Raw genomic sequence first — 25,805 nt, 5'->3', positions numbered from 1 at the left:
TCTGAATTTTTTGAAAATTTGTCGACGAAAAGGAAGAGGTTTATGACTTACGACGTTATTGTGATCGGAGGCGGCTCAGCCGGATTAATGGCTGCTGCCGCTGCCAGCGGTGAGGGCGCCAAGGTGCTTTTGCTTGAAAAAGGAAATAAGCTCGGGCGAAAGCTGGGGATCTCTGGTGGAGGCCGTTGCAATGTCACGAATGCCAAAGAGCTGGACGAACTCATTCGGCACATTCCCGGCAATGGCCGTTTTCTGCACAGTGCACTGGCGGCTTTCGGCAATCGGGATATCATCGCCTTTTTTGAACAGCTGGGTATAGCCTTAAAGGAAGAAGACAATGGGCGTATGTTTCCAGTGACGGACAAAGCCAAAACAGTTGTCGATGCTTTGATCAACAAGGTACGCTCTCAAGGAGTCGAGATTCGGACAAGCTGTCCTGTTCAAGAGGTTATTTACAATGAAGGTCATACGGCTGGGGTGCGGCTGCGTTCCGGTGAAATCCTACATAGCCGTAATGTCATTGTAGCCGTTGGCGGCAAATCCGTCCCGCATACAGGCTCGGAAGGTGACGGCTATGCATGGGCAGAACAAGCAGGGCATACGATTACGGAACTGTACCCAACAGAGGTGCCGTTGACCTCAGGCGAGACGTTCATCCAGACGAAAGAGCTTCAGGGACTATCCTTACGCGATATCAGTCTGACCGTATGGAATGCGAAGCAAAAAAAAGTTGTCGTCCATGAAGGAGATATGATTTTTACACATTTCGGTCTATCTGGCCCAACTGCTTTGCGGTGCAGTCAGTTTGTCGTCAAGGGAATGAAAAAGGATAAGGTAAACACGGTGTTGTTGACTCTGGATTTACAGCCTCACAAACATGCCGATGAAGTCTACCGTGAGACGCTGGAATTGGCATCGGTCGATGCTAAAAAAGCGATCAAAAATGTGCTTAAGCCTTATTTACCGGAACGCTTGATTCCATTGTTGCTCCAGCAAGCCGAACTGCGTGAGGACTTGACCTATGATCATATTCCCAAGCAGCAATGGCAAGAACTTGCTCATCGCATTAAGGCGTTTCCAATCCGTGTGAACGGTACGCTCTCTCTGAAGGAAGCATTTGTTACCGGGGGCGGTGTGAATTTGAAGGAAATTAATCCGAAAACGATGGAGTCCAAGCTGATGCCTGGATTGTTCTTCTGCGGTGAGATTCTCGATATTCACGGTTACACAGGTGGTTATAATATTACAGCGGCGTTTACGACAGGGCATACAGCAGGAACGCAAGCGGCTTTAAACGTGATGCTGTAGGAGTGGGAGACACTACGCGTAGGCTTTGATCTTACGATCGCTGTTGCCACGGGATTCTTTTTGGATTTTAAAAAATTTGAAGGTTAGAATCCCGTGGCAAAGGCGAACGCTTCGCTTCTCCAGATTCAAATCCTCCGCTTCGCTAGAAACCGCCATTACAACCGCATTTTTAGGGAAAATAGGAAATCAAAAAGACTTAAATCAGTTGTATTGCTGATTTAAGTCTTTTTTTGAGTAATCGCGTATTGAACAAGCTCTATCTTGTTTTGACATTTGTCGCTATTCTATACCTCAATAATGATAGGTAAAATCATGGGTCTTCTCTTCGTCTGACTGTAAATAAAGCGGCCAACATCATCTTTTAACATCTGCTTAATCAGTCCCCACTGACTCATTTCGATTTCGGTTAACTCGTTCACTGTGGACATAATCGTGTCGTGGATCTGACTCATGAGCTCTTCGGAATCCTTAACATATACAAAGCCTCTTGAAATGACCTCTGGCGTTGCGAGCATTTGCTTCTCGTTTTTGCTCAACGTCATCACAATAATCAGCATTCCGTCTGAAGAAAGCTTTTTACGGTCTCGTAGTACAATATTACCTACGTCCCCTGTTACCAACCCGTCTACCAAGCTATTACCGGCTGATACTTTGGGCCCCAGGGATGCTCTTCCCTCTTCGATTTGAACAGTGTCACCGTTATGGACGATAAATACATTCTCCATCGGAATCCCCACTGACTCCGCTAGCTGACGATGCTGATACAACATCCTGAATTCACCGTGTATGGGAATCAAATACTCAGGTTTCATCAGGGTCATCATTAATTTTAATTCTTCCTGGCTGCCATGACCGGATACGTGCATTCCCGTGGAGCTGCCTGATCCATAAATAACCTGGGCACCCAGCACATACAAATTATCAATGACCTGGGAAAGGTTTCGCTCATTCCCCGGTATGGCTCCCGCAGCAATGATGACCGTATCACCAGGCAAAATTTCGATTTTGGGATGCAGGGAATTGGCTAAACGTGACAATGCGGCCATCGGCTCTCCCTGACTTCCGGTACATAAAACTGCAATTTCTTCTGCGGGGAACCGCTCTGTTTCCCCCGGCTCAATCAACAAATCCTCAGGCATATGCAAGAAGCCCAGCTCCTTCGCCACCGAAACCACATTTACCATACTGCGTCCGAGTAAAACCAGTTTGCGACCTGTTTCCACAGCCGCGTCAATGACTTGTTGAACACGGTTCACATTAGAAGCGAACGTGGAGATAAATACCTGCTGCTTGGCTCTGGCAAATGCATCTAGAATATGCCCGCCAACCAAACGTTCTGAAGGGGTAAATCCCGGTCTTTCCGCATTTGTACTTTCGGAGAGCAGCACTTTTACCCCCTTCTTTCCTATTTCAGCCATTCGATGAAGATCGGGAAAAGGTCCGCTTACGGGAGACATATCGAATTTGAAATCCCCGGTATGGACCACATTTCCTTCCGGTGTCTGAAAAAAGACACCCAGGCAATCCGGGATACTGTGGACCGTGGTGAAAAAAGAGGCCTGAATCGTTCCCGCTTGAACGGTTGAATCTGCATCTATAAGATGAAGCTCAGCATCACGTAAAAGATTGTGCTCCCTTAACTTAATCTTAATTAATTCGATGGTGAGCTTTGTGCCAAAAACGGGCATATTAATCTGTTTCAGCAGATAGGGAATACCTCCGATGTGATCCTCATGCCCATGAGTCACAATGAGCGCTCTGACTTTATCCTGATTTTCCAGCAGATAGGTGACATCGGGCACAATAAGGTCAATACCAGGCAGGTTCTCATCAGGAAACTTGGAGCCACAATCGATAACGACAATATCCTGATCGTATTGGATGAAATACATGTTTTTCCCGATTTCATTAACACCGCCTAGAGCAGCAACGAGTAATCTATTATCAGCATGCATCAATTTTATTTCCTCCTTAGGAAAATGCTATCCATATTATTCATTTTTCACGTAAACTTATGCACAAAAAGAAACCCTTGTCTCTAAAAGACAGGGGCTCTCACTTGATTTATTAGATACCCACTGCAGCCGAAATCGCAGCAAAAATAGCAGCAACTAACCACAGAATGGGGAATAGCTTGAAGATTACCTTCAGCCACTGTCCAAAGCTGATCCGGGCAATGGCCAATCCAGCCAACAGTACTCCGCCTGTCGGTGAAATGAGATTGGTTAACCCGTTACCGAATTGGTACGCTGTGACTACTGCTTCACGATTGATACCTACAAGATCGCCAAGCGGTGCAAGTACAGGCATTGTTAGTGCTGCTTCCCCCGAAGAAGATGGGACCAGGAAAGTAATAATATTGTGTGCAACCAACATAATAGTAGTGAACAAGTAACTTGGCAATCCTTCCAGAATGCTTGCGAGTGCATTCAATACGGTATCGATGATCATACCCTGCTCGGCGATAATCAGAATTCCGCGGGCGAGACCTATGATCACTGCAGCGTAGATGAATTCTCCACACCCTTTTACAAAATTCTCAGCTATTTCCTTCTGGCTCATTTTAGTAACTACCCCGACAAAAAGACCGAGTGCGAAGAAAAGGGCGCCGATTTCAGTCATATACCAGCCTTTGGCCAAAATTCCCCAGACAATTGCTCCAAGCGTTACAATAAATCCACCTATAATTAATTTGTCCCGAAACGTGAAGACGACGTCCTCACCTGTATTTTCTTTTATAAACTGCTCGCGATTTATAATATCACTCTGAAAAACAATGGATTTCTCCGGATTTCTCTTAACCCGGTGCGCATACCACATCGTAAAGGCAATAGAAATCATAGTAAATACAAGCCATTCTATAAATCTCAGCCAGAGCTGAGGATTCCCCTCCACTCCTGCGATCCCCTGGGCAATCAATACTGAAAATGGATTAACAGTCGAACCAACATAGCCAATTTGCGTTCCCAGAAATAGAATGAGAATAGCAGTCATAGAATCGAAGCCTAGGGCAAACATTAATGGAATAAAAATCGCATAAAGCGGAATAATTTCTTCGCTCATCCCAAAGGTAGAGCCTCCGAGACTGAATATAACCATGGCTATTGGAATAAGCAGAATCCCCTTATTCTTCAGCCGTCTGGCAAGAGCTGTCAGGGCACGGTCAATGGCTCCCGTCTGCAGTATAATCCCGAAGGAGCCGCCCACAATAAGGACAAAAGAGACCACATCGGCGGCATTGATAATCCCCTCAATAGGAGCGCTTAGGATTTGGGGGAGTCCTTGTCTTAAATCACCGTTCTCACCCGTTTTGGGTACAGTGTGATAGGTGCCCGAAACGATCGCAGTTTTGGTCACACCGTTCACTGTCACTTCATGCCGGTCAAATTGTCCGCTGGGTACAATCCATGTCAATGCGGCGACTGTAATAATAATCAAAAATATTAAGGTATAGCTATGGGGCAAGGTTAATTTCCATTTCTTTTTCTCGATGTTCATGTCTATCCCTCATTCCAAGAATGGTTATAAGTAACCTTCCCTCCCATAATGGTCAGTATCACTTGGGCATCCCTGATATCACCAGCGGATGCATTAAGAAGGTTGCGGTCAAAAACGGCGATGTCAGCATATTTTCCAGCCTCCAGCGTGCCTGTGACCTCTTCCATATAACAATGTCTGGCTCCATTAATGGTCCATGCTTTTAAAACTTCGAATGGCGGCATCCCACGATCGGGATACCAGCCTCCAGTAGGTGATCCGTCCGGAAATAACCGATGAGAAGCTGAGTACAGTGAATCAGGAACACTTGTGATAAATAAAGGCAGATCAGTCCCAATGGTTATTGGCACGTTAGCCTCCAGCATAGATTTATAATTATAAAATCGGTTTTCATTACCTTTGCCTACCACAACAGGCATATAGGCCTCTTCATAGGTTGGATTCAGTAGCAGGATTTGGGCGTAGACTTCGGCAAAAATTTCGTTTTCGCCCATTCTGATCAAATCATCTGGATGAGGATACTCTAGATCACTGATAGAATGTCTGATAAGGTTATTACCTTGTTGTTCGCGGCATTTTTCAATCATGGATACCGCTTGGCGAATCGCAGCATCACCTTCTGCAGTTAGGCAGCATTTGATACCTTGGCTGTCCGCTTCCAGCACAGAGGCTTCAATTTTTTCGTAATCAACCGTCCTCAAATTCGTGACTTCAGGCATATCTGCGTACGGTTCCAGCATGTCCCCCGTATGATCTGCTACGACGCCGTCAAGCATCAGCTTGTATCCTTGGAAACGAATAAGGTCCCCATTATAAAGTGCTTTATACTTCATACCGGTGCCAATATCCAACGGTTCAACAACGGGTTCAAGTGAGAAATGGAATCGGAGCGGCAGTTCTCCTGTTTCTTTCAATTCTTCTAGAATCGGCAGCAGCTCGCTATGCCGGTCAAAGCCAATATCTTTTATGGAGGTAACTCCTCGTGCAGCTAGTATGCGGCAAAACTCCATAAACTCTTGTTTGACAAGGCTGTGATCCTGCATCATAGCTTGGAGCAGCAAAGCGCGTGCCTCAGCACTGCATTGATCCGGCAAAAATTGATATTTCTCCTGTGCCAGTCGGTTCATCCAGCAGTAGCTTTTATTTAGGTTAATAGCAATTACCGCCCGATCAGGGAACAACTCGTCTAACAAGCTTTGCTCAGGCAGCTTGCCCCAACCTTCCTCGCTCCAGCCGTAAGCGGTTACATCTTTCCCTGGCGGAAGGTTGTTTGCTGCTTGTAGCATGGATTCCATTGCTTCTTCAATCGAGGCTGCATGAGTCAAATCCACGCCCCGATGCATCGACATATATCCGGTAAAAAATACATGGTTGTCATGAACTCCTGGCATGATAAAAGCATCGCCCAAATCACAGACAACCGTTCCCGCTCCTATCCAAGCTTGTGCCTCCTCGGGGCGCCCCACTGCTGCAATACATTCTCCTCGCAGTGCAATAAACCCCGGCGAGGCTTCATTTTCTAAGCCATTAAAAATAGCATTTGACAGTAAAACTTTGTCCGCTAATGTATCATTCTTCCCTTGCACAATTTCACCCCCTCATTATTCATCCGCCTCACTACATAACGTAATATAACGTTATAATATAGCTTCTGCTTCTCTTATAGAGTGGAAGCAGAAGCTGCGCCGTACCTGAATACATTTACATAACAGGCAACGGATTTATATTGAGAATTGATAACGATCTCCAATGATGTACTGTTTACCTACATGAACGGGGCCTCCATGCTGATCATAAATAATCGTGTGCATGTAGAACAACGCCTGTCCGATGGCCGTCTCCAGCAGCTTTGCCTGGTATTCATCCGCCAAAGCGATTTGTAATATCGTCTCTCCCGGTTGGTTAGGATCAATGCTGTATTTATGACGTAACAGTTCGTATACAGAGTCCACCAACTGCTCTTCCATTAGAAAAGAAAATCGGTCATAAGGATAAAAATTATTCTCCAGCATTAGCGGTCGATCACCGGCGTATCTTTTGCGCTGAATATATAACACCTTTTCTCCTTGTTGCAGCTGCAACTGATGTGCAATTTCCTCATCTGCTTCTATGATTTCACGTTCTGTGACCACACTGTGTGAAGATAGGCCGTTGGATTTGCAGGCAGCCGTAAAGCTGATGACATGTTCAATCTTCCGCCCAATTTTGGGTACATTGACAAAGGTACCTTTTCCTTGACGTTTGGTCAGATAACCTTCATGAACCAATTCGGCAATGGCTTTTCTTACGGTAATTCGACTTACATTGTAGGTCTCGCTTAGCTCAGTTTCGGTCGGTATACGGCTTCCCTGCGTAAATGTTCCATTATGAATAGCCGTTTTGACCGCTTTTTGTAATTGAATATATAATGGCTCTGCTTGGTCCGAATTCAACATAATGTGCCCTCACTTGTCATATAACGTTATATTACTCCCACTTAGAGTATCAAATGTTACATATTCTTACAAGTGAAGATATTTGAACATAATTTTTTAGTAGCGGACGCCGTATCCGAAAGAACCTTCTACCAGACAGCTCTGGGCGGCAACCCTCGTGCCTTCTGCCATAGCGTCCTGAATGTTGCCATTTTTCAAAAAGCTCAGTAAAAAGGCGGTTATATAAGAGTCTCCTGCCCCCATCGTATCCACAGCGTCCACGGAATCAGGCATTTGAAAATAGAACTTAGTACCATCATAGGCGATAGATCTATCTCCGCCGCGTGTGGCTACCAGAATTTGCCCCTCTTTTTTTCGATTGGAGCGGATATAGTTCTGCGTCTCTTCATCCGTCATATGGCTGCAAGAGAAGAAAGCGAAATCGGCGTACGCAATATATTTCTCCACCTGTGCATCTATGAAATCATCCGAAAAGTCAAAAGAAAGAGGGATTCCCAGCATCTTCAATTCAGGCAGCAAGTGCCCTGTATGACTGTACAAGCCGGTGTGAATAAGGTCGAACCCGCCAACATAGGCCTTGTCATCTTCACTCAGCTTCAGCGGATGGAGACGTGTAACTCCTCCCTCATTGCTGCCCAGAAATACTCTGTCTCCGTCTTCCAGGGTTACACGTGCGCAGCCGTTCTCACCGCTGTGATATCTGCACCGTGAAATGTCGATTTCCAGCTCACGGAGAATGTGTTCTACATGCTGTGCTTCGTTATCATCTCCGAATACTCCGATAAAGGCTGCATCTACTCCCGCTTTTTTGGCAAACACACTGAAATTAAGCGCATTGCCGCCAGGATACATCATGCGCAGATGAACATATTTATCTACCACATTATCGCCAATGCCTAGAACTTTCATGATGGTTTCCTCCTGTTGGTAAGTGCGCTTAGTAAGCTACTTTGCCCATATAACGGCGAGTTTCCAGTGGGTGATTGCGTACATCTGCGAGTGCTTCACGATAAACACATACAATGCTGTAAAATAAAACCGGGTTAAAAAACTCGACGACCTCGTCGGCAATAGTTCCGATTCCAAGCTCCTTTGCATCAATCACTTCCACTTTCTCGGCATATTGATTTAGGAAAGTCTGTGCCCGCTCATCCAATGCCCGTGTGCGTCCTTCGTTGATCATCAGGATAAATGGAGTTTCTTTATCCGTTACTTCAAACGGTCCGTGGAAAAATTCACCCGAATGGATTGAAGCCGCATGAAGCCATTGCATTTCCATTAGAGAGCAGATAGCAAATCCGTACGCATGTCCATAAGAAGCTCCGCTGGTCAGGATATAGAAGAGGTCTTCATTGCGATATTTGTCAGCGAATACACCGGCACGCGGTTCAACTTGTATTTTTGCCCGGTTAATAATTCCATTGATTGCTCCCAAGCCGTTCTGGAAAGCTTGATAATGCACATAGCCTTCAGCGATTTGAAGCAACTCAACAACAAGCTCCAAAATAATAGCCATCGGGTTATTTTTGACATCGCTCTCATCTCCCCACTCGTAAAGGAATGAATAATCAGAATAATTGAGCAGTGTCGCTTCACTATTGTGGGTTAAGCCGATGGTGTAAGCGCCTTTCTCTTTGGCTGATTTAGCAGCCGCAACCGACTCCGGCGTGTTTCCTCCATGAGAACAAACGATGACTACAGCGTTTTTACCTAATCGTTTTGGCAGCGCGTGCACAAATTCATTCGCCGTATACATCCCTGCTACCAGCTTCTTTGCTTCACTATCCAGAAAATATTTTGAGGGATACATATCAACTAATGAGCCCCCGCAGGCTACTAAATATACCTCGGAAATCTCTCCACTTGCTTGTTCATAAATCGTCTGAACCGTCTGTTGTACATTCATTTTTATCTCTCCTTTTTACATAACGTTATATAACGTATTGTTTACGAGATAAATATAAGCGCTTTCAATAAAAGTGTCAACCCCAATTATTCGATCAAATAAACTTTTTTTATAACCTGTCATTAAAAAAGCTCTAATCCTTGTGTGAACGGAATTAGAGCTCCTTTTTTAGATTTAATTCATTGATAGGTTGGTTGGCAATAACGAGGCTACTCCTACAATATACGCACAAAAAATATGGTCTTATAAATGGGTTTGTCCGAATAAACTTAAATAGACAAAATACATAACATCCAATAAAAAACAAGGAGGGAGTCACCATTAATACTTTTATCAGTTATATTTTTCTTGGTCTGTCACTTTCGGCCCCTATTGGACCGATTAATGCCGCACAGTTGGATCGGGGTATCAAGAATGGTTTTTGGCACGCCTGGTTTATTGGGCTTGGTGCAATAACCGCAGACATTATCTATATGCTGCTTGTTTATTTGGGAATGATTCACCTTCTTAATGCTCCGTTTGTCAAAGCTTTTTTATGGCTGTTTGGTTTTTTCGTACTTGTGTATACAGGTATTGAAAGCATCAAAAATGCAGGTGTGATTTCAGAATCCGAATTAAGGGGAAATGGTAATACATTAAGTAACTCATTTATGTCCGGTTTTCTAATGTCATTATTTAATCCTCTCTCCATCCTTTTTTGGCTTGGCATTTACGGATCCATACTCGCAAACGTCGCTAATTCATATCCAGTACAACAGCTAATGATCTATAGCGGAGCGATTGTATTAGGCGTGTTACTCTGGGATGTGACCATGGCAGCCGCTTCAAGTATTTTCCGGCGGTTCTTAAAAACCGGATTGCTTAAAACCATCTCTTGGATGTCCGGATTATCTCTTATCGGTTTTGGCTTTTATTTTGGCGTACAAGCATTTCAATTACTTTTTTTACACTAACGCTTAACTCACTGACAACGTTAACGAGATTCCTTGGCGTGCTTTCGGCGAACCCATTGTACAATGAGGTCACATATTGCAATTAACAAGACAAGCAGTAAGCTGATGTACACTCCCGGGCGGCTAAGTTTATGAAAAAATGATCCGACCACGGCCAAAGCTATCAACAATAATCCAATCCAACGTTTAATATTGTTTGATCTGCTCGATTCCAGTAGCTTACCTGAAGACAGCAAAATAAAGCACCAATTATACAACAGCATTAAACCCGCTGCTGTAGTGATATATTCATATACTTTTCCCGGTAGCAGCAACGACATTACGATGGCTGATATTAATCCAACGGAGATCAAACTAAGTGCAAAAAGAGGATATTTGCCCTTCCACTTCCGTGAAAATAATTTGGGCGCATCTCCTTCCTGTGCAAGCGTAAGCATCATAGATGTCTCTGCATATAGAGATGCTGTCATTGTGGAGAACCCTGCAATAATAAGCACTCCATTAAATAAATGAGGCACAAAAACCAGATGATCGCTGCTAAGCGCAAGCACAAAAGGACTTTCTTTCGGGTTAAAGGCACTTAATGGTACCATAGACACAGCCAGACCAATCGAAAGCACATACACAGCAACCAGTGTAATCAGCATTACCTTGCCTGCTTTAGGTGCATCCTCCGGTTTTTGAAGCCGATTAGACATAATTCCGAGCACTTCAATACCTCCGTATGCATAAAAAGCAAAAATAAAAGATGACCACAATCCTATGCCCCCAGTCGGAAAAAATTCTTTGTAACTGATGGGGAACTTCGGATTATATTTTCCTCCTCCAATCCAGCCTGCCAAAAGAGCAACGGCCAAAACCAGAAACATAACAATAGCTGCCATCTTAATGATGGCCAGTACATTTTCAACTCGATCAAAACCCTTATTGCCAAAAAAAACAATCACAAGCCCTAAAAGCCCGAAGCCTGCCGCAAAGATCCACATCGGTACCTGAGGAAACCAAAAGCGTGAGAATATAGATAGCGCGGTTAGTTGGCTCCCATTGATAAGCAATTCTGAGAACCAATACACCCATCCACTGCCGAATCCTGCCCAACTTCCAAATGCTTTTTGGGCATAGGAACGGAAAGAACCCTGTTCAGGATGATCTGCCGTCATGCGCGAAAGGGCATCAAACACCACATATGTTCCCACTGCTGCAAAAAAGTATGCAATCAGCACGGCTGGACCACCTATGGAGATCGCTAAGCCAGACCCGAGGAAATATCCTGTACCAATGGTACCTGCAACGCCTAATAAACTAAGTTGCCACCATTTTAGTTTTTGATCTTTTTGCTTAACAGCTGAAGACTTGCCCATAATGAAAATCACCCTATTCCTGATATTGAGACCTAGTTCTCCGATATTATGATTGCCTTCTTCACCATATTTCATGTGGACAGCAATTCATTTCGTTATTTGTGATTTCTGGATTAGAAGTGTGACTATTTATGTAATAAAAAAGCACCAGCAAACTCGTTTAAGGTTTGCTGATGCTTTTTCTACATAAAACCAGAGACTTAGTTGGGACTAAATAGATCTTTTGTTGCGTTAATTATTAATTATCAAAATTTAGACATAGAAAGTGCCTTGTCCGCATTTTGAATATCCATTTGTATTTGCTGATCCGGCTCATAAGCGTTATAGTAACCATTGTTCTTCATATAATTAAAAATTTGTTCATGAAGATTAACAGCTTTGCTCAATTGGTCGCAAAGAACATTGCGAACTTCCGAGCTGGTTGACTCTGTCAGGGCAATTGCATAGCTTTTAATTCCACTTTTAGCCGAAATCAACAGGTCTGAAGCGATCACCTGATCCGTCATTCCGCCCATTCCAGTCATGTTCTGAACAATAGAATTCACGTTAATCCTCCTTTAAATTACACGAGCAGATTTTTAAGTTGTTGAATATCTTGTGTACCACCGTTTACATCCTGCTGCAAAATGTTTTTTAAATTTGTGTCTGATACTAAAGGAATCATGGTTTGGGCTTTTGTCAGGCAAGTTGTTTTAAACGTAAGTAGCTCATGTAATTCCAATTTTTCGTGAACTCCTAATTTTTGCAAGGTCAAGACCTCCTTTCTGAAATTGTTATTCCCTGCTGCCGTTGCTATTTATGCATATCCTACAGAATTTCAATTCTGGTGAAAGCTCTAACTGAGTTTTTCCCACACAAAAAAAGCTCCTTCAAAGCCACAATAATTAATGGTCTTATAGGAGCTTTATCCTAATATGAGCTGAACAGTGAAGACTCAAATTCTAATCATGACTTTTAGGACAAAATCAGATATGGATGCTTCCAGAAAATCCATCCACTTCGTCTTCAGGTTGTTGATCAGAGCTGACGTTGTGCTCCTCCATCGTATTAGTGTACGTTTGAGAGGAGCCATTTTTATAAGCTTCGCTCCAGTCTTCGTTGATCGTGTGTGCCGGGATAATCCAATCTTCCGGGCTATAACCTGGATTATGTACACCTATATTTCCTTGCAAACCGGGATATTGATCCGGTTTAGAGAAAAGAGTCCCTACCTCAATCATGCTCCCTTCATAGGCTTGGCAAATTTCCAATGCAGACAGCACATCCTGGTTCTCAATATGAACACTGAGACCTGTGTCACCATTTGTGCTGGCGGAGTATCCAATTTCCTTTAATGTTTCACAGGCTTGGACGGCTTGCTGCGGATCACGAAATTGAAAACGGAAAGAACCTGTATCCATGTGTTTCATCTCCTCTGAAGTAGCTTATTTGGTTAATTGGGGTTCATCAAGCTAGGTATGTTATTTTTAATATAACCAACCGGAACAGTATTTTTACATTCAAAACCTTTATTTTTCAAAAATTTACTTTAAAGCTTTGAAATTAAATAGTTAAAAAAGCAGCTACTGTGACAAATCGCATGTTTTCGCTACGTAAATCCCTTTATGCTAGTAACAAGGGTATGGTTGCCCGGTCATCCGAGCCGAGCGGTCAAAGGATGCCCAAATCCATACATAAAGGCGGAATGAAGATGATAGATTACCGAACATTGGTGACACAGCAATCCATGCATTTGTATAGCGTGTTTGCCAAGTCATTCAAAAGTGTAAACGAACATGCGGTTGCTGGCATCAAAACGGTGGGCTTCAACCCAACGGCCTTCGCCGTGATGGAAGTTTTATATCACAAGGGCGCGCAGCCAATCCAACAAATTGGAGCAAAGCTGCTTCTGCAAAGCGGAAATGTCACTTATGTTATCGACAAACTGGAAAGCCGCGGTTATTTGCACCGTCACCCGTGCGACCAAGATCGTCGGATTATATATGCAGAATTGACGGACGAAGGACAACGTGTCATGGACGAAATTTATCCTGATTATACACGTCAGATTGAACGTGCCTTTAGCGGAATCAGTGAAACCGAAAGAGATCAACTCATCGGCTTGCTCAAAAAATTGGGCCGTAGCGCTGATAACTTGTCACCTTATCACAAATAGAATGAATAGTAATTTTAGCAACTAATCGTTTGTGAATAAACGAACAATCTTATAGCTGTGCTAAAACGAAAATTTAGATTTACACAGAAAAGTCCACCCTTATATTCATGGGTGGACTTTTTATATACCAGAATAGAGCGAAATATGCCCAAGCTTACGAACAGCATAAGTACCTGCTATCGGCTAAAATGCTTGATCACTACATTGTTAAACACAGCCGGACCGCCATCGGAAAAAAGAGTAATTTTCTGATCCTCTAACCGTGGAAATATTAAAGAGGAATAAGCTACTTCTCCACCATCTACAAACACTTCAATGCTGGTTTTATCGACGAGAATGTTCAGGTGGACCTTTTTCTTATTAGCATCAAAAGGCGCCTTGCTCTCTACATATTTTCCACTCTGATCCGGCTGCCCGGTGTTGGCTCTATTTACGTAGGAGTATTGACCGTCCACTGAGACACCCACATCGACATGACGCTTGCCATCCGTCGACTCTCGAAGCCTCAATCCTACATTTTTAATCGTGGACCAAGATACATCCGCCTCTAACTGATAGGCATCGCCTGCTACCGGAAGCCGGTGAGCACCCTCTACTTTAATCGTTCCTAATGATTTTTTGGATGTTTGGAATCGCTCCAAATGGGGTACCGGCTGTGAAACCAAACGATATCCAACATCTTCCGTATGTTTCAGTCGAATTTGGCGAACAATCGAATCCATTCCATTAAAGCCTTCCTTTAGGGTAGGCGTGTTATTGGCATAATCCCAATTATTCATCCAGGCCAGAGCATAACGGTGGCTATATTTATCTTTATCTTTTCCTTCCTCGAACGTAACTGCACCATACCAGTCAAACCCATAATCCAACCACTCAGGTTCACTGTGATTAGGGAGAAATGCTTCTCCATTAAAATCTCCCGTCCAATAGGCATACGTGTTGGGTCCGCCTGTTGATTTGCTATTGGCGCTCACACCCAGAACCCATTGATAGGTTCCATTATCCGCACGCATCCGGTAAAGGTCAGGACATTCCACAAGCCCAATATTTTCTGTTTGAAAGCCGCTCGTATACCGCCAATTCTTTAAATTATCAGACTCATAAAAGCCAATCTTCGTTCCCTCTGCCATGACCATCACCCATTGATTACGTTGAGGATCTCGGATGATTTTGGGATCTCTGAAGTCCTTTGTACCGGGGTTGGACATCACAGGCTTGTTGCGGTAAGAAGTAAACGTCTTGCCTTTGTCCTTACTGTACCACAAAAATTGTTCCTGCTTTCCGCCATCTGCGGAGGGCTGTGTCACAATGGCTACCAGCGTGCCTTTTCCAAAACCTGCGGTATTATTATCATCGATCACGACCGAACCGGACCAAGGATCTCCATTCGGGTTCGTATATTTTGGAATCGCCACCCCTTCATCTTTCCAATGAACCAGATCGGTGGATGTGGCATGTCGCCATTCTGTACCGTTCTTTTTGGGATAATCACGATTATATAAATAGTAATAATGATATTTTCCATCCATATAAATAGGCCGTTGAGGATCATTCTTCCACTTATCTGGAACGGTAAAATGATAGGCTGACCGGTAGGTCGGTGTTGTTGGCTTACTTTGATTCGCTTGATTTTTTGGAGTTGCAGCAGATTTTGGGGGTTCGGCTGTATCCTGTTGGTACATACTCCAACCCATAGCTATAAATATAGTTAAGCCTGTGATGATTACAACGGATCGTATCCAAATATTCTTGGGAGCTTTTTTTCTCATTATGACGATCCTCCTTACCTCTCATTGCATCGTTATGTATCGTCCGATGGACGACAGATCGGGTTGCTACCAAGCCGCCGCCTTCGGACATACTGCTTATACCTACTTATTTCTTCCCATACTCATTTGGAGATTCTTTTTTGTCATTCGTTGGATCAACCGTGATTTGCCCTTGCTCCAAAATACCGTCTTTCACAACAGACGTTTTCGAGCCTTTAATATTCAGCAGGAAGCTTGGCGCGAAAGTAGATTTGTGATCCGGGAAAAGCCCACGATTGGTCATATAACTCGACACGACTACGTTATTGCCTTTGCCTTGCGGGATAGCAAAATGGGCATACGTCCAGGTAACATCATCACGATCCAGATCCTGATGAAGAACGAGACCGGTTCCATTCAGCGGTTTATAAGGCCCTGTCAAGGAAGTAGAAACATAACCCAGCATGTAAATATCATCGTCACCGATCGCATCTACAGTCACCTTGGAACCTCTTGTACTCGTAAATAAATACCACAAACCGTTCATTTTGAACACATTCGCCCGTTCAATTTCATCTGTTACCAGATTGGATGCAATCAAAGGAGGCATTACATTTTTCAACGTATAATCATCATTCAATTCAACGATACCCAGTGCGCCGTTCGCCAGCTCAGCTCCCTTTTTCTTAGGACTTTGCAACAGGTTTTGTTGCTCTTCCGTGAAGAATTTCTTATTGCCGCCATAATAAGCTGGGTTTTGAATCGAATCTTCGCCCTGATAGCCTGTTTCTGTCCCTGTGTTGGCTTCAAATATAATATATTTGTGGCCTTGATCCTCGACATAGTGAGGGTCTCGAAGGGTATGATTATCCATTTCCACTCCGACGCTTTGCTGTACATTTTGATAGATTTTCCCATCTCCACCGTCATAGATCGATTTCAAATCCTCGACTCCATCTACTTTCAGTGTCTTATCATCAGGCTGAGAGACATTAATTTGAGCCGTGCTCAAGGTTTGCTTGCCGTATAAATTGTTATTCGGATCATATGGCTGTCTGCTGGTATAGAATAAACGTACTTGTCCATCAGAGGTTAAGGTAGCTGAACCTGACCATTCTTCTGACTGATTTTTTAGAATCGGATCGTTGGCAAGCAGTTTATCATTGTCTTTAAATACTCTGCCAGCGTTTTTCCAGCCGCTTAGTGAAGTATTGCCCGCTTTTTGATAGAACAGGTATATGAATGTATCCTCGCCTCTTTTAGGATCGCCTGCCAGTCCAAAAACGATATTGTACCCCTTGTAATTGGCTACTGTGCCATCGGCATTTTGTAACGGCCAAGAGTCCCAGACATCGAAATCAATCAGCTTGCCTGAGCTGTCGCGACCCATAGCAGAAGGAATATTTTTAATTGTAGACGCATCGAAGGACGGAACCTCATATTTCTCTTTGCCTTGCTGTTTGAAAATATTCAGCATGTCATTACGCGTAATTTGCGTAAATGCACTGTCTGTTTTGAGATCAGATGCATCATTTTCCTCGGCAAAAGCCTGAACGCCGCCTCCTAACAGCAAGGTAGTTGCTACTGTTGCAGTGGCTGCTTTACTGAACCATTTGTTAAACTTCAAGTACTCCATCTCCCTTAATCTAATTATGCTTCTAGACTTGAAACCCAACTTTTTGGTTGGTAGGGCCATTTTATATGGTATGTCAAACGATTGATATAGACTGAAAAGCCCTATTATGTGAGGTAAGAAAACAGGTTCCTCTATGAATTTCATCCTCATATTTTCCTAGTAATTTTCTGAAAATTCCTTTTTTTTCATTCCTATTACATTCAGAAATATTTGCTACTTGATTTTTTTCCGTGTCCCATTTTGCTAGGTTGGTTGCTTCATTTACATGCAAAATCGTTCTAAAATAATCATACAAAGCCTCATTTGTAAGCGGGTTCAAAAAAATGGTTCCTTAGTACCCTACAGCTCAATTCAGAAACATATTTTTTGTTACAATTCCTTAAGACTTTTTTACCATTTTGTAACCTATACCTATGAATATATAGCAACTCTAGGGGGTTTTTATCTCCTTTTTGTATACCGGGGAATTTATCGGTCCTATACGAGGTGGCTATTTTGCTGATCAGTAGGAGGAGAGACCATTGCATAAAGAGACAGCCCGGACCCTTATTTGGTGTACCGGACTGTCTCTTTATCATGAAAGATTTATATTATTTTTTATGCGTGTTCTCTTTGTGGTGTCTTTACGCGCTGATCTGCCTCTTCTTCCGTACCCGGCGGACGGTTCCGCAGTCCGAGGACGACAAACCAGCTAATAACTGCAATAACGACCATGATAACGAACAGGGAATGCAGACTGTTTTCCAGTACAGAACGAAGTAATCCGGCAACCTTATCACTTAGACTCTGTGAAGCATGCGGGGCCAGCAGACCGTTAATATCCTCCTGCGTAACCCCTTGCTGAGTTAGCTGTCCATCGGCTGTCTGGGCAGCGATGCGATAGTTCAGCCATGAACCGAAGGCTGCAACCCCAATCGTTTGCCCCAACGTGCGCAGGAATGTATTCAAAGCTGTAGACGCGCCACGCAACTGGAACCCGACCGAGGACTGGGCAATAATCGTGAACACAGTTATCGAAAAGCCAAATCCCAGTCCATACAACAATGTAGACAGGAACAGCAGCCAGATCGGAGCCGTTTGGCCCATCAAGGTCATGACGAAGGCACCCAATACAATTAGGGTCAGCCCGATCAAAGAGGTTCGACGCGAGCCCAGCGTCAGCAAAATGCGTCCTCCGATCATGGAGCCAAATAGCCAACCTACGGACATTGGAGCCAAGGCGAGACCAGATGAAGCGGCATCTCCACCGTGTATACCTTGAATCCATAGTGGAAGATAGCTAGTCAGTCCGATCAATAGAGTGCTGACTAACAGGGCTGCGGCACAGGAAAAAGCAATATCCCGTATCCGAAATAGCTTTAGTGGCACCATCGGTTCCTGAGCGCGTTTTTCAATAACCAAAAACAGAATCAGGAACAAAATGGCTACGGCAGCCAAGGCCAGCAATTCAGGAGAAGCCCAGCCGATATACTGCCCACCCAGTGCCAATACGAGCAAGAGGGCCGTCATCCCGATGGTAAAGGTAACCGCTCCCGGCACGTCAATACGTGCGGTACGCTTGCTAACCTGTTCACGCAAGTAACGGGCGATGAAGAACATAGCCAGCAATCCAAAGGGGACGTTAAAGCCGAAAATCCACTCCCAGCCAAAATAGGTAACCACATAACCGCCCAAGAGAGGCCCGATCAGGGAAGAAATACCCCATACGGAGCTGATCATGCCTTGGACTTTGCCGCGTTCCTCCATTTTGTATATATCACCGATGATGGTAAAGGTAACGGGAATGACACCACCCGCACCAATCCCTTGTATAGCCCGGTAGATAATAAGCTGCTCCATACTACCAGCCATCATACAAAGCAACGAGCCAAGTACAAACAACGAACAGCCGATTAAAAAAATGGGTTTTCGGCCAAACAAATCGCTAAGCTTGCCGAAAATGGGCGTGGTCACAGCCATCGTCAGCAAATATGCCGTGAAAATCCAACTGAGCAAATTCACGCTACCCAGCTCGCTAACAATCGTCGGTCCCGCTGGACCGATAACCGTTCCTTCAATTGCGGCCAGAAAAGTGGCCAATAGAACACCTGTCAGCACGAGTCCGCGCTTCATGGGTTTATCGTTTCCCAAGCAAATCACAAATCCTTCCCTTATAAAAACTGTGTTGTATCTGTGCGGTTTGCCTTTCCAGAATGGATTATTACCCGCACCGCATAATCGTAAACAGGCGGCCTATATAGGCCGCCTGTTTTGTACGATGTATATATATTATTGTCTACATATCGTTAATTTTTGTCAACTATAATCGTATGATAAATCCTACTATTTTCCATTTTATAGAGATGTCCCTCTTCCATGCACAGAACATCGCTGGCAAAGCTTTCAGCTACCTGCATATCGTGGGTGATGACCAGAAAAGCCGCACCTTCGGCAGACTGCTCTGTGCACATACGGAGCAGAATATTCGCTCCTTCGTAATCCGTTCCTGCGGTAGGCTCATCCAAAATGTATAGCTTTTTGGGCAAGATGAACTGTGCCGCAACGCTCAAGAGCCTTTTTTCGCCTCCACTTAGCAGGTACGGGGAGGCATCCAGTCTGTGCTCCAGCCTGGCGGCGGCCAGTAAGCGCTGCGCCCGCTCCACATATGCGGCGGGTACCGGCTCCCCGGTCCGTAAACCAAGCTTGGCGCGCACGCTGTACAAGCACTCCTCCCACACCGTTGCAGCTGCAAACTGATGCTCTGGCTGCTGGAACACATAGCCGATTCCGGCAGCCAGCTGGTGAATTGGCAGCTTCGCCATATCCTGCCCCTCCCACCGCATGCACCCCTTCGGTGCAGGGAGTAGGCCCATGAGCAACTTACCGAGCGTGGTTTTACCCGAGCCGTTCTCACCCAGCAGCACGGCTCGTTCACCAGGCGCAAGAGCTAGGCTCACGCCCTTTAGCGCTGCCCGCTGGCTGCCAGGATAGGTGAAGGTCAATCCCTTCACCTCCAACAACGGCTGCCCAGCGCGGTCCGCTGCTGAGCCGGGATTCACCCCCGGCTCACGCCGCATGTCTCCCCTCCCTGCGGAAGAGGGGAGCAGCCCCAAGGCGGCCAGCTGCGCACCATGCTCACGCAGCAGCGTTTCTGGCGGACCCTGCATCTGCACGGTCCCGCCCTTCAAGACGATGACGCGCTGTGCTGCCCGCGCGCCATCGTCTATGCGGCCGGACGCGGTAACCACCGTCCGGCCTTCGGCATGGAGCCGCCGACATAGCAGGGCGAAGTCGCGTACAGCCGGCGGGTCCAACTGCGCAGCTGCGTCGTCGAACACGACCAGCGGCGCTTCCAACGCCAGTACCGCAGCAATCGCGGTGCGTTGGCGCTGGCCTCCCGAGAGGCGCCGCACGAAGGAGTCGCGCTCGGGAGCTAGGCCGACGGCCTCCAGCGCAGCGGCAATGCGCTGCGCTATTTCTGCCGGAGGCACGCACAGGTTCTCCGGCCCAAAAGCAATCTCATCTTCGACGATTCCCTGCACCAGCTGGGCATCCGGGTCCTGTAGCACCACGCCGACAGTGGTGGCGACAGTAGCCAAATCAGCGGTATCGGGGTCCATCCCGTACACGGTCAGCTCCCCCGTCCGTTCGCCTTCCCCGGAACGGGACAACCCGCCATGAAGCAGTTGACATAGCGTAGACTTTCCACTTCCGCTGGCTCCGACAATGGCTACATGCTCGCCCACCGCAATGTCCAGTGTCAGACCATGTAAAGCTGGCTCCACCTGGTCATCATACCGATAGCCAAAATTCTTCAAGGATACGGCTATTTTACTGCTAGACTTATAATCGCTATGTTCATTCATAATTGAAATATCCTCGATCCCCATTGTTGAAGATATAACCACATGTATAGCCACGGCTATGCACGTGAAGCGCGTCCCAGTTCAAAACGTTTTAACAGTCCCGTACGATTTAAGGCATCGCCCAGCACTTTCGTTAGCAGACCGCACAGGACAATGCCGCTCAGGATACGAACGACCAGTGCAATCGTCAGCACCTTCCACCCCCAATGCATATAACCAAACATATTGGCTGCGACAATAAACCACAGCGGAACCATAGCCCCACCCACTAGCATCAGCGAAACTGCGTTCCAGCGTCGATACCGCAACAAGGCAAATACCAACTCAGCCGCAATCATATAACAGACAGCCGCCGCGATAATAGAAGCAATTCCATAGGCAGAGCCCATAAAGGATTGCACCACCGCGCCAAATGCATAAGCAATAACCGCCGTACCCGGCTTACGAATAATATAATAAGCCAACAAGCCGTATATCATGTACAGCCCGACAATAGAGGAAGTAGCGATAGGCCCTCCCAGACTGTTTAATGTTTTGTTAATGAGCGACAAATACACGGTCATGACACCGTTCAACGTGGCCAGCATCGCCATGAGTACGATATCCAGCGTTGTAAACTTTGCAAACATACGAGATTCCTTCATATGTATTTCTTGACTCCTCTCCCTATCTAATCTATAAGATTACAGCTCTGATCCTTGTACAAGCTGTTACTGTATAAATGTATTCATCTGCGGCCTTATTGTCAACCTAATTATATTTAACAGGTTGACAATAAGGCCAAAAATAAGAGGCTTCACTTTATAAGCTCCACCATAAAACAGCCGTAGTTAATACAGCAGTCACCGCACATAAGTTGCCTAAACGCCCATTGTTCAGTGTACGAAGATATGTCCGTTCTGCATAAGCACCGAAACCTTTGCCCTCCATAGCCAGCGCCGTCTGCTGAACCCGTCTTACAGCATTCACCAACACGGCAGCCGCATACCCGCTCCACCATGATAACCGATTGCTCCACCCTCGTGGTGGTTCCTGTCCACGAACACGCCGTGCTGCCATAATTGTTCTCCCTTCTTCTTCCAATAAGGGGAGAAACGTCAGTGCCACCGAAATACCGAACGCAAACCGATAAGGAACACGCAAGCGCAGATTCAATGCCTGCACAAAATCTCGGGGATCGGTCGTCGAGAGATAGATATAAGATGCCAAAAACAACACAAAAATCCGCAACGTTAACGCCCCTGCGATGTCCAGCCCCTCTGCTGTAATGGCAATGGGTCCCCATGCAGCCACGGTATGTCCTTCTCGAATCGCTAGGATAGACAATATAAAATACGGAATACCTAAACCAATCAGGAACGACATAGCCCGAAGTTGGCGTGCTAAGGGCAAACGTGCGCCCAAGCCAGCCACAGCAATCAGTACAGCCAAGAGTGCTGCTTCCCGCAGCGTCGAATCCCAAGCCATCGACAGGAGGCTAAAGCATCCCACCCATATTAGCTTACTTAACGGCCCTAACCTGTGCAGCGGCGACGAACCGCCGTTATACTGAAACAGCATTTCGTTCTGCCTCCATTCTGAGCCATTCTTCATACAGTAAAGAATACATCAGCATATCCTTAAAGCCTGTAGATGTATGCTGTACCTGCCGCAACAGCCCTTCCTGTGTCCAGCCCATCGAGGACAGCAGGGCTTGCGAGCCTGTATTGCGCGGGTCCACCAGCGCTTCGATCCGATTCAACCGAATCGTGTTATACCCGAATGACAGTACCAAGCGTAGCGCCTCGGTCATGTAACCCTGTCGCCAATAAGGCTTGGCTATTTCATAACCAATCTCGGCTTTATAGGCTCCCTCCGTCTGCCAATAATTAAAACCACAGCTTCCAATCAACTTCCCGTTCTCCTTCAGCTCTATTCCCCAGCGCAGCGCATCCTCCGTCTTCGCCAGCTCATTCAACAGCTCAATCATATCCTCTGCGTCCTCACGTCCTGACATACCAGAAAGGTTCATATAACGGTGAACCTCCGGGTCAGACCAGCAAGCAAACATTGTAGCCGCATCCCCGCTTTCCATCCTTCGCAGCCGAAGACGCGCACTTTCCAGCAGTGGTATATGCCCCTTACATGCATATGCACACATGTTCAATCATCCTTCCAGCATTAAAATGACAATAAATATACGCTACATTTAAGCATACACCTTCAACAAACACAACCTTATTTAAAGCTGCGAAGCTTATATATATAAATAGCCCTCCTGTTCCTAGGATTAGGAATTAGAAGGGCATCTTCTATATTATAAGAGATTAAACTGTGGTGCGAGTCGGTTTCTTCACAACATCCTTGTACAGTACGACCAGCATCGACTGAATTTCCTGTAATTCATCGATCCCTGCGCCGGTAATGCTGAACATATCATCATGCGGTGTCAGAAAGTTTTCCTGCGTCAGGTTTTCAAGCTCCTGCTTGACCTCACGTTCTCCTACACGGTAACCGCGCTCTTCCAACACAGGTTGAATATCTCTTACCGTGAGATCGTTCTGATGTGCATAAGAAAGCATCTGTATACGGATAAACAAGTTCTGAACATCTGCATGCATAATTGTAACTCCTCCCTGGCCTAGGCCACCATGTTACACTGTTTTTACCCATAGAGGATAAGCTGGAAACAGATGAGGACAACCCTCGCTGAATTGCTTTCTATATTGTTTGCCCCGCTAAAACGTATAGCTTTCCCTTCCCAAAATGATTCTGTACAGAGGTTAGAGTACGGAGTGTACGAAAAGGTTACAGAGTGATTTTCCACTTGACTGAATATATACAATCGTTATATCTTGAATTAATTAACCAATGGTAAAAGCGAATTGGATAATTACCTATTTTTTACGATATATACAACACTTAATGTAAAAATTTAATGTTAGGAGCGTGAACCCTACATGTTTCAAGCTATTCCTTACGAAGGCACACGTCATGAACAATTCGAATCGGTTCTCGGACAACTCCGGGCACTTATTCATGATGAATCCAATACCATTGCCAATCTGGCAAATGCTTCAGCATTACTTGGTCATTTCCTTCCTGATATTAATTGGAGCGGTTTCTATCTTTATGATGGCACTGAGCTTGTACTTGGTCCTTTCCAGGGCTTACCTGCATGTATACGGATTCCATTAGGACGTGGCGTATGCGGTACCGCAGCCGCAGAACAACGGACGCTTGTTATAGATGATGTACATGCGTTTCCAGGACATATTGCCTGTGACGCTGCTTCCAATAGTGAAATCGTTATTCCCCTTGTCAAGAATGGGGAACTGATTGGAGTGCTGGACATTGACAGCCCACTCAAAGGCCGCTTTGATCACGAAGATCGTGTATTCCTAGAGGAATTTACGGCTATTCTGGTAGCCAGCCTATAACCAAAAATAGCGCATATATATCGTCTTCCTTCGCCACAATATAGGAGGGTCTGAAACCCAAAACTATCCGGCGAAGGAGATTGATGATTCATGTACAACAACATGGCTCCACAACAACAACTTCATCAATGTGAACAAATCATGCAGCAATTGGTACAACAAACACAGCAAGGAACTGCCATGTATCAGCAGTTGCTGCAACAGGAACAACAAAATGCATCCAGTCTTGAAAGCCTGGTGCAACGTGAACGAAGCGCAGCTCAAATGATCCAAACTGCAATTCAGCATCACCAGCAGGCTATGCAGCAATACCAGCAAGTGATTCAACTGTGTAGTCAGTTGGAAAACTCCATCCGTTCCAGCAACCAAATGACTCAGCCTGGATTTGGCGATAGCTTTGCTTCCCGCAGTATGCAACCAACCTCCTTTAATACAGGTAGCCACATGAATAACAGCTTTCCGCAACATATGGGAACGACTGGACAACATTTCGCAAGCAGTGGCATGCAACATTACGGAAACAGCAGTCAGCAAGGCATGAGAACAGCACAAAGCAGCATGTAAGCTGCTTTACACACAAAAAGGGTGAACAGCAGGCCATCGGAATTGGCTTGTTGTTCACCCCTTTGTTAATTTAATTCCCGTTCGGCTAGAACCTTCATCCCGTCTCGCAAATACTCAGCCAGTCCGGGGCGATAGCCTTCATACATTTTATTGAAATCCTCATGCTCCACATACAAGTCTCCCAGCCCGCTATAAATTTCTGCTGTAGGGGTATAGAATCGGCTTACCCATTGAAGATGACGGCGGATTAGCGCCTGTACCTCTTCACTGTTATGCTTCAATCCTTTATTCATGGCTTCTGCCAGCCGCCGATGAATCTGATCAGCCTCTGCCTGCGAATCCAAATAATCCTCTTTGCTCCAGTTCTTCGTCGCCGTCTTGCTCTCCTGAATTGTTTCCTCAGCCTCTTGACCATAACGGTCTGTCAAATCACGTTCATACATTTCCTGCTTTTCCGGATTAAATCCTTGGTACATGTGCTCTGGTTTCATTGCTTGTTCCCCTTTCAAATGAGCCACCGTTTCGTCGATGGTCTGTAGGAGAGTATGCAAGCGGAAGACTTTGGCCTCAACCTTGGCTCGATGCTCCTGCAAAACCTCGGCCTTTTGTTCCTTGGTTTGCTCCAGCACATTTCCAATTTCAGATAAAGGCAAATCCAGTTCCCTGTACACCATGATTTGCTGAAGCCTCAACAGTTGTTCCTGTTCGTAATAGCGATATCCATTATTTCCAATATGATGCGGTTTCAGCAATCCGATTTCATCATAATAATGCAATGTTCGTACGCTGATTCCCGACAGATTAGATACTTCCTTCACCGTATAAGCCATTCCGCTTCACCTCCCTTGCTTGACAGTCTACAGTCTCACGTGGCGTGAGAGTCAACGCCCCCACTTGCCCACCTTGGTACTACACTTTTACCCTATAAGCGCGTTGTGAACCGCCCATTTGCCAACCATTTTCCATACTTACGACCT

The 25,805-nt window shown here is 45.4% G+C and carries 25 protein-coding genes; 5 read left to right on the top strand and 20 right to left on the bottom strand.

What is annotated here, in order from left to right:
* The first annotated feature begins 42 nt into the window (after positions 1 to 42).
* Positions 43 to 1,308, top strand: a complete 1,266-nt coding sequence (locus tag ACWGXJ_RS03820; protein ID WP_452566229.1) for an NAD(P)/FAD-dependent oxidoreductase — start codon at positions 43 to 45, stop codon at positions 1,306 to 1,308.
* A gap of 284 nt (positions 1,309 to 1,592) precedes the next feature.
* Here ACWGXJ_RS03820 and ACWGXJ_RS03815 read toward each other — a convergent pair whose 3' ends face one another.
* The 6 genes from ACWGXJ_RS03815 to ACWGXJ_RS03790 form a co-directional block, all read right to left on the bottom strand.
* Entirely contained in the window at positions 1,593 to 3,263 is a 1,671-nt protein-coding gene (locus ACWGXJ_RS03815; protein WP_069291088.1) for a ribonuclease J, read from the bottom strand.
* A gap of 112 nt (positions 3,264 to 3,375) precedes the next feature.
* Complete coding sequence (locus ACWGXJ_RS03810; protein WP_452566228.1) at positions 3,376 to 4,806, bottom strand: YfcC family protein; 1,431 nt, start codon at positions 4,804 to 4,806, stop codon at positions 3,376 to 3,378.
* A gap of 2 nt (positions 4,807 to 4,808) precedes the next feature.
* On the bottom strand, positions 4,809 to 6,392 hold the full coding sequence (locus ACWGXJ_RS03805) for an amidohydrolase (protein ID WP_452566227.1): 1,584 nt from the start codon (positions 6,390 to 6,392) through the stop codon (positions 4,809 to 4,811).
* Positions 6,393 to 6,527: 135 nt separating this feature from the next.
* The gene (locus tag ACWGXJ_RS03800; RefSeq protein WP_061831977.1) at positions 6,528 to 7,241 is read right to left on the bottom strand and encodes a GntR family transcriptional regulator; all 714 of its coding nucleotides are present in this window, start codon (positions 7,239 to 7,241) and stop codon (positions 6,528 to 6,530) included.
* A 96-nt stretch (positions 7,242 to 7,337) separates the two neighbouring features.
* Complete coding sequence (locus ACWGXJ_RS03795) at positions 7,338 to 8,150, bottom strand: PfkB family carbohydrate kinase (protein ID WP_069291085.1); 813 nt, start codon at positions 8,148 to 8,150, stop codon at positions 7,338 to 7,340.
* Positions 8,151 to 8,178: 28 nt separating this feature from the next.
* Entirely contained in the window at positions 8,179 to 9,147 is a 969-nt protein-coding gene (locus ACWGXJ_RS03790) for an SIS domain-containing protein (protein WP_452566226.1), read from the bottom strand.
* A gap of 320 nt (positions 9,148 to 9,467) precedes the next feature.
* Between ACWGXJ_RS03790 and ACWGXJ_RS03785 the strand changes: the two genes are divergently transcribed.
* A complete protein-coding gene (locus ACWGXJ_RS03785) occupies positions 9,468 to 10,100 on the top strand; it encodes a LysE family transporter (RefSeq protein WP_452567861.1) in 633 nt (210 codons plus the stop codon).
* Positions 10,101 to 10,120: 20 nt separating this feature from the next.
* Here the strand turns inward: ACWGXJ_RS03785 and ACWGXJ_RS03780 are convergent, their stop codons facing one another.
* From ACWGXJ_RS03780 to ACWGXJ_RS03765, 4 genes are all read right to left on the bottom strand, one after another.
* Positions 10,121 to 11,461: an amino acid permease gene (locus ACWGXJ_RS03780; protein ID WP_452566225.1), complete on the bottom strand. Its 1,341-nt coding sequence runs from the start codon at positions 11,459 to 11,461 to the stop codon at positions 10,121 to 10,123.
* Between the two features lie 245 nt (positions 11,462 to 11,706).
* Positions 11,707 to 12,006, bottom strand: a complete 300-nt coding sequence (locus tag ACWGXJ_RS03775; RefSeq protein WP_250259444.1) for a spore coat protein — start codon at positions 12,004 to 12,006, stop codon at positions 11,707 to 11,709.
* Between the two features lie 17 nt (positions 12,007 to 12,023).
* Positions 12,024 to 12,209, bottom strand: a complete 186-nt coding sequence (locus tag ACWGXJ_RS03770) for a hypothetical protein (protein ID WP_061831982.1) — start codon at positions 12,207 to 12,209, stop codon at positions 12,024 to 12,026.
* Positions 12,210 to 12,426: 217 nt separating this feature from the next.
* Positions 12,427 to 12,861 (bottom strand): hypothetical protein, encoded by a 435-nt coding sequence (locus ACWGXJ_RS03765; protein ID WP_452566224.1) that lies wholly within the window; start codon positions 12,859 to 12,861, stop codon positions 12,427 to 12,429.
* Positions 12,862 to 13,151: 290 nt separating this feature from the next.
* On the opposite strand from ACWGXJ_RS03765, the gene ACWGXJ_RS03760 reads away from it, so the two are divergent.
* Positions 13,152 to 13,616: a MarR family winged helix-turn-helix transcriptional regulator gene (locus ACWGXJ_RS03760; RefSeq protein ID WP_013369372.1), complete on the top strand. Its 465-nt coding sequence runs from the start codon at positions 13,152 to 13,154 to the stop codon at positions 13,614 to 13,616.
* Between the two features lie 176 nt (positions 13,617 to 13,792).
* Here ACWGXJ_RS03760 and ACWGXJ_RS03755 read toward each other — a convergent pair whose 3' ends face one another.
* The 9 genes from ACWGXJ_RS03755 to ACWGXJ_RS03715 form a co-directional block, all read right to left on the bottom strand.
* Entirely contained in the window at positions 13,793 to 15,385 is a 1,593-nt protein-coding gene (locus ACWGXJ_RS03755; protein WP_452566223.1) for a glycoside hydrolase family 32 protein, read from the bottom strand.
* A gap of 106 nt (positions 15,386 to 15,491) precedes the next feature.
* On the bottom strand, positions 15,492 to 16,991 hold the full coding sequence (locus tag ACWGXJ_RS03750; RefSeq protein ID WP_452566222.1) for a glycoside hydrolase family 68 protein: 1,500 nt from the start codon (positions 16,989 to 16,991) through the stop codon (positions 15,492 to 15,494).
* An 82-nt stretch (positions 16,992 to 17,073) separates the two neighbouring features.
* Positions 17,074 to 17,319, bottom strand: a complete 246-nt coding sequence (locus ACWGXJ_RS03745) for a hypothetical protein (protein WP_254351229.1) — start codon at positions 17,317 to 17,319, stop codon at positions 17,074 to 17,076.
* Positions 17,320 to 17,597: 278 nt separating this feature from the next.
* Complete coding sequence (locus tag ACWGXJ_RS03740; protein WP_322162793.1) at positions 17,598 to 19,112, bottom strand: MDR family MFS transporter; 1,515 nt, start codon at positions 19,110 to 19,112, stop codon at positions 17,598 to 17,600.
* Between the two features lie 173 nt (positions 19,113 to 19,285).
* The gene (locus ACWGXJ_RS03735) at positions 19,286 to 20,845 is read right to left on the bottom strand and encodes an ABC transporter ATP-binding protein (protein ID WP_452566221.1); all 1,560 of its coding nucleotides are present in this window, start codon (positions 20,843 to 20,845) and stop codon (positions 19,286 to 19,288) included.
* Positions 20,846 to 20,901: 56 nt separating this feature from the next.
* A complete protein-coding gene (locus tag ACWGXJ_RS03730) occupies positions 20,902 to 21,489 on the bottom strand; it encodes an ECF transporter S component (RefSeq protein WP_235307211.1) in 588 nt (195 codons plus the stop codon).
* 157 nt (positions 21,490 to 21,646) lie between these two features.
* Positions 21,647 to 22,405 carry an energy-coupling factor transporter transmembrane component T family protein gene (locus ACWGXJ_RS03725; protein WP_452566220.1) on the bottom strand — a complete coding sequence of 253 codons (759 nt, stop codon included), beginning with the start codon at positions 22,403 to 22,405 and terminating at the stop codon, positions 21,647 to 21,649.
* Positions 22,389 to 22,985, bottom strand: a complete 597-nt coding sequence (locus tag ACWGXJ_RS03720; protein WP_452566219.1) for a GNAT family N-acetyltransferase — start codon at positions 22,983 to 22,985, stop codon at positions 22,389 to 22,391. The genes ACWGXJ_RS03725 and ACWGXJ_RS03720 overlap by 17 nt, the downstream gene beginning before the upstream one ends.
* A gap of 166 nt (positions 22,986 to 23,151) precedes the next feature.
* Positions 23,152 to 23,445, bottom strand: a complete 294-nt coding sequence (locus ACWGXJ_RS03715) for a hypothetical protein (RefSeq protein WP_452566218.1) — start codon at positions 23,443 to 23,445, stop codon at positions 23,152 to 23,154.
* A gap of 339 nt (positions 23,446 to 23,784) precedes the next feature.
* Between ACWGXJ_RS03715 and ACWGXJ_RS03710 the strand changes: the two genes are divergently transcribed.
* On the top strand, positions 23,785 to 24,264 hold the full coding sequence (locus tag ACWGXJ_RS03710; protein ID WP_025719270.1) for a GAF domain-containing protein: 480 nt from the start codon (positions 23,785 to 23,787) through the stop codon (positions 24,262 to 24,264).
* Positions 24,265 to 24,354: 90 nt separating this feature from the next.
* Positions 24,355 to 24,828: a hypothetical protein gene (locus ACWGXJ_RS03705; protein WP_069291072.1), complete on the top strand. Its 474-nt coding sequence runs from the start codon at positions 24,355 to 24,357 to the stop codon at positions 24,826 to 24,828.
* Positions 24,829 to 24,893: 65 nt separating this feature from the next.
* On the opposite strand, the gene ACWGXJ_RS03700 is transcribed toward ACWGXJ_RS03705, so the two are convergent.
* The gene (locus ACWGXJ_RS03700) at positions 24,894 to 25,658 is read right to left on the bottom strand and encodes a MerR family transcriptional regulator (RefSeq protein WP_250259453.1); all 765 of its coding nucleotides are present in this window, start codon (positions 25,656 to 25,658) and stop codon (positions 24,894 to 24,896) included.
* Between the last annotated feature and the right edge of the window lie 147 nt (positions 25,659 to 25,805).

The organism is Paenibacillus sp. S33, assembly GCF_053615415.1.
Note: the sequence above shows the minus strand (reverse complement) of the source record. Positions and strands in the feature narration are given on the sequence as shown.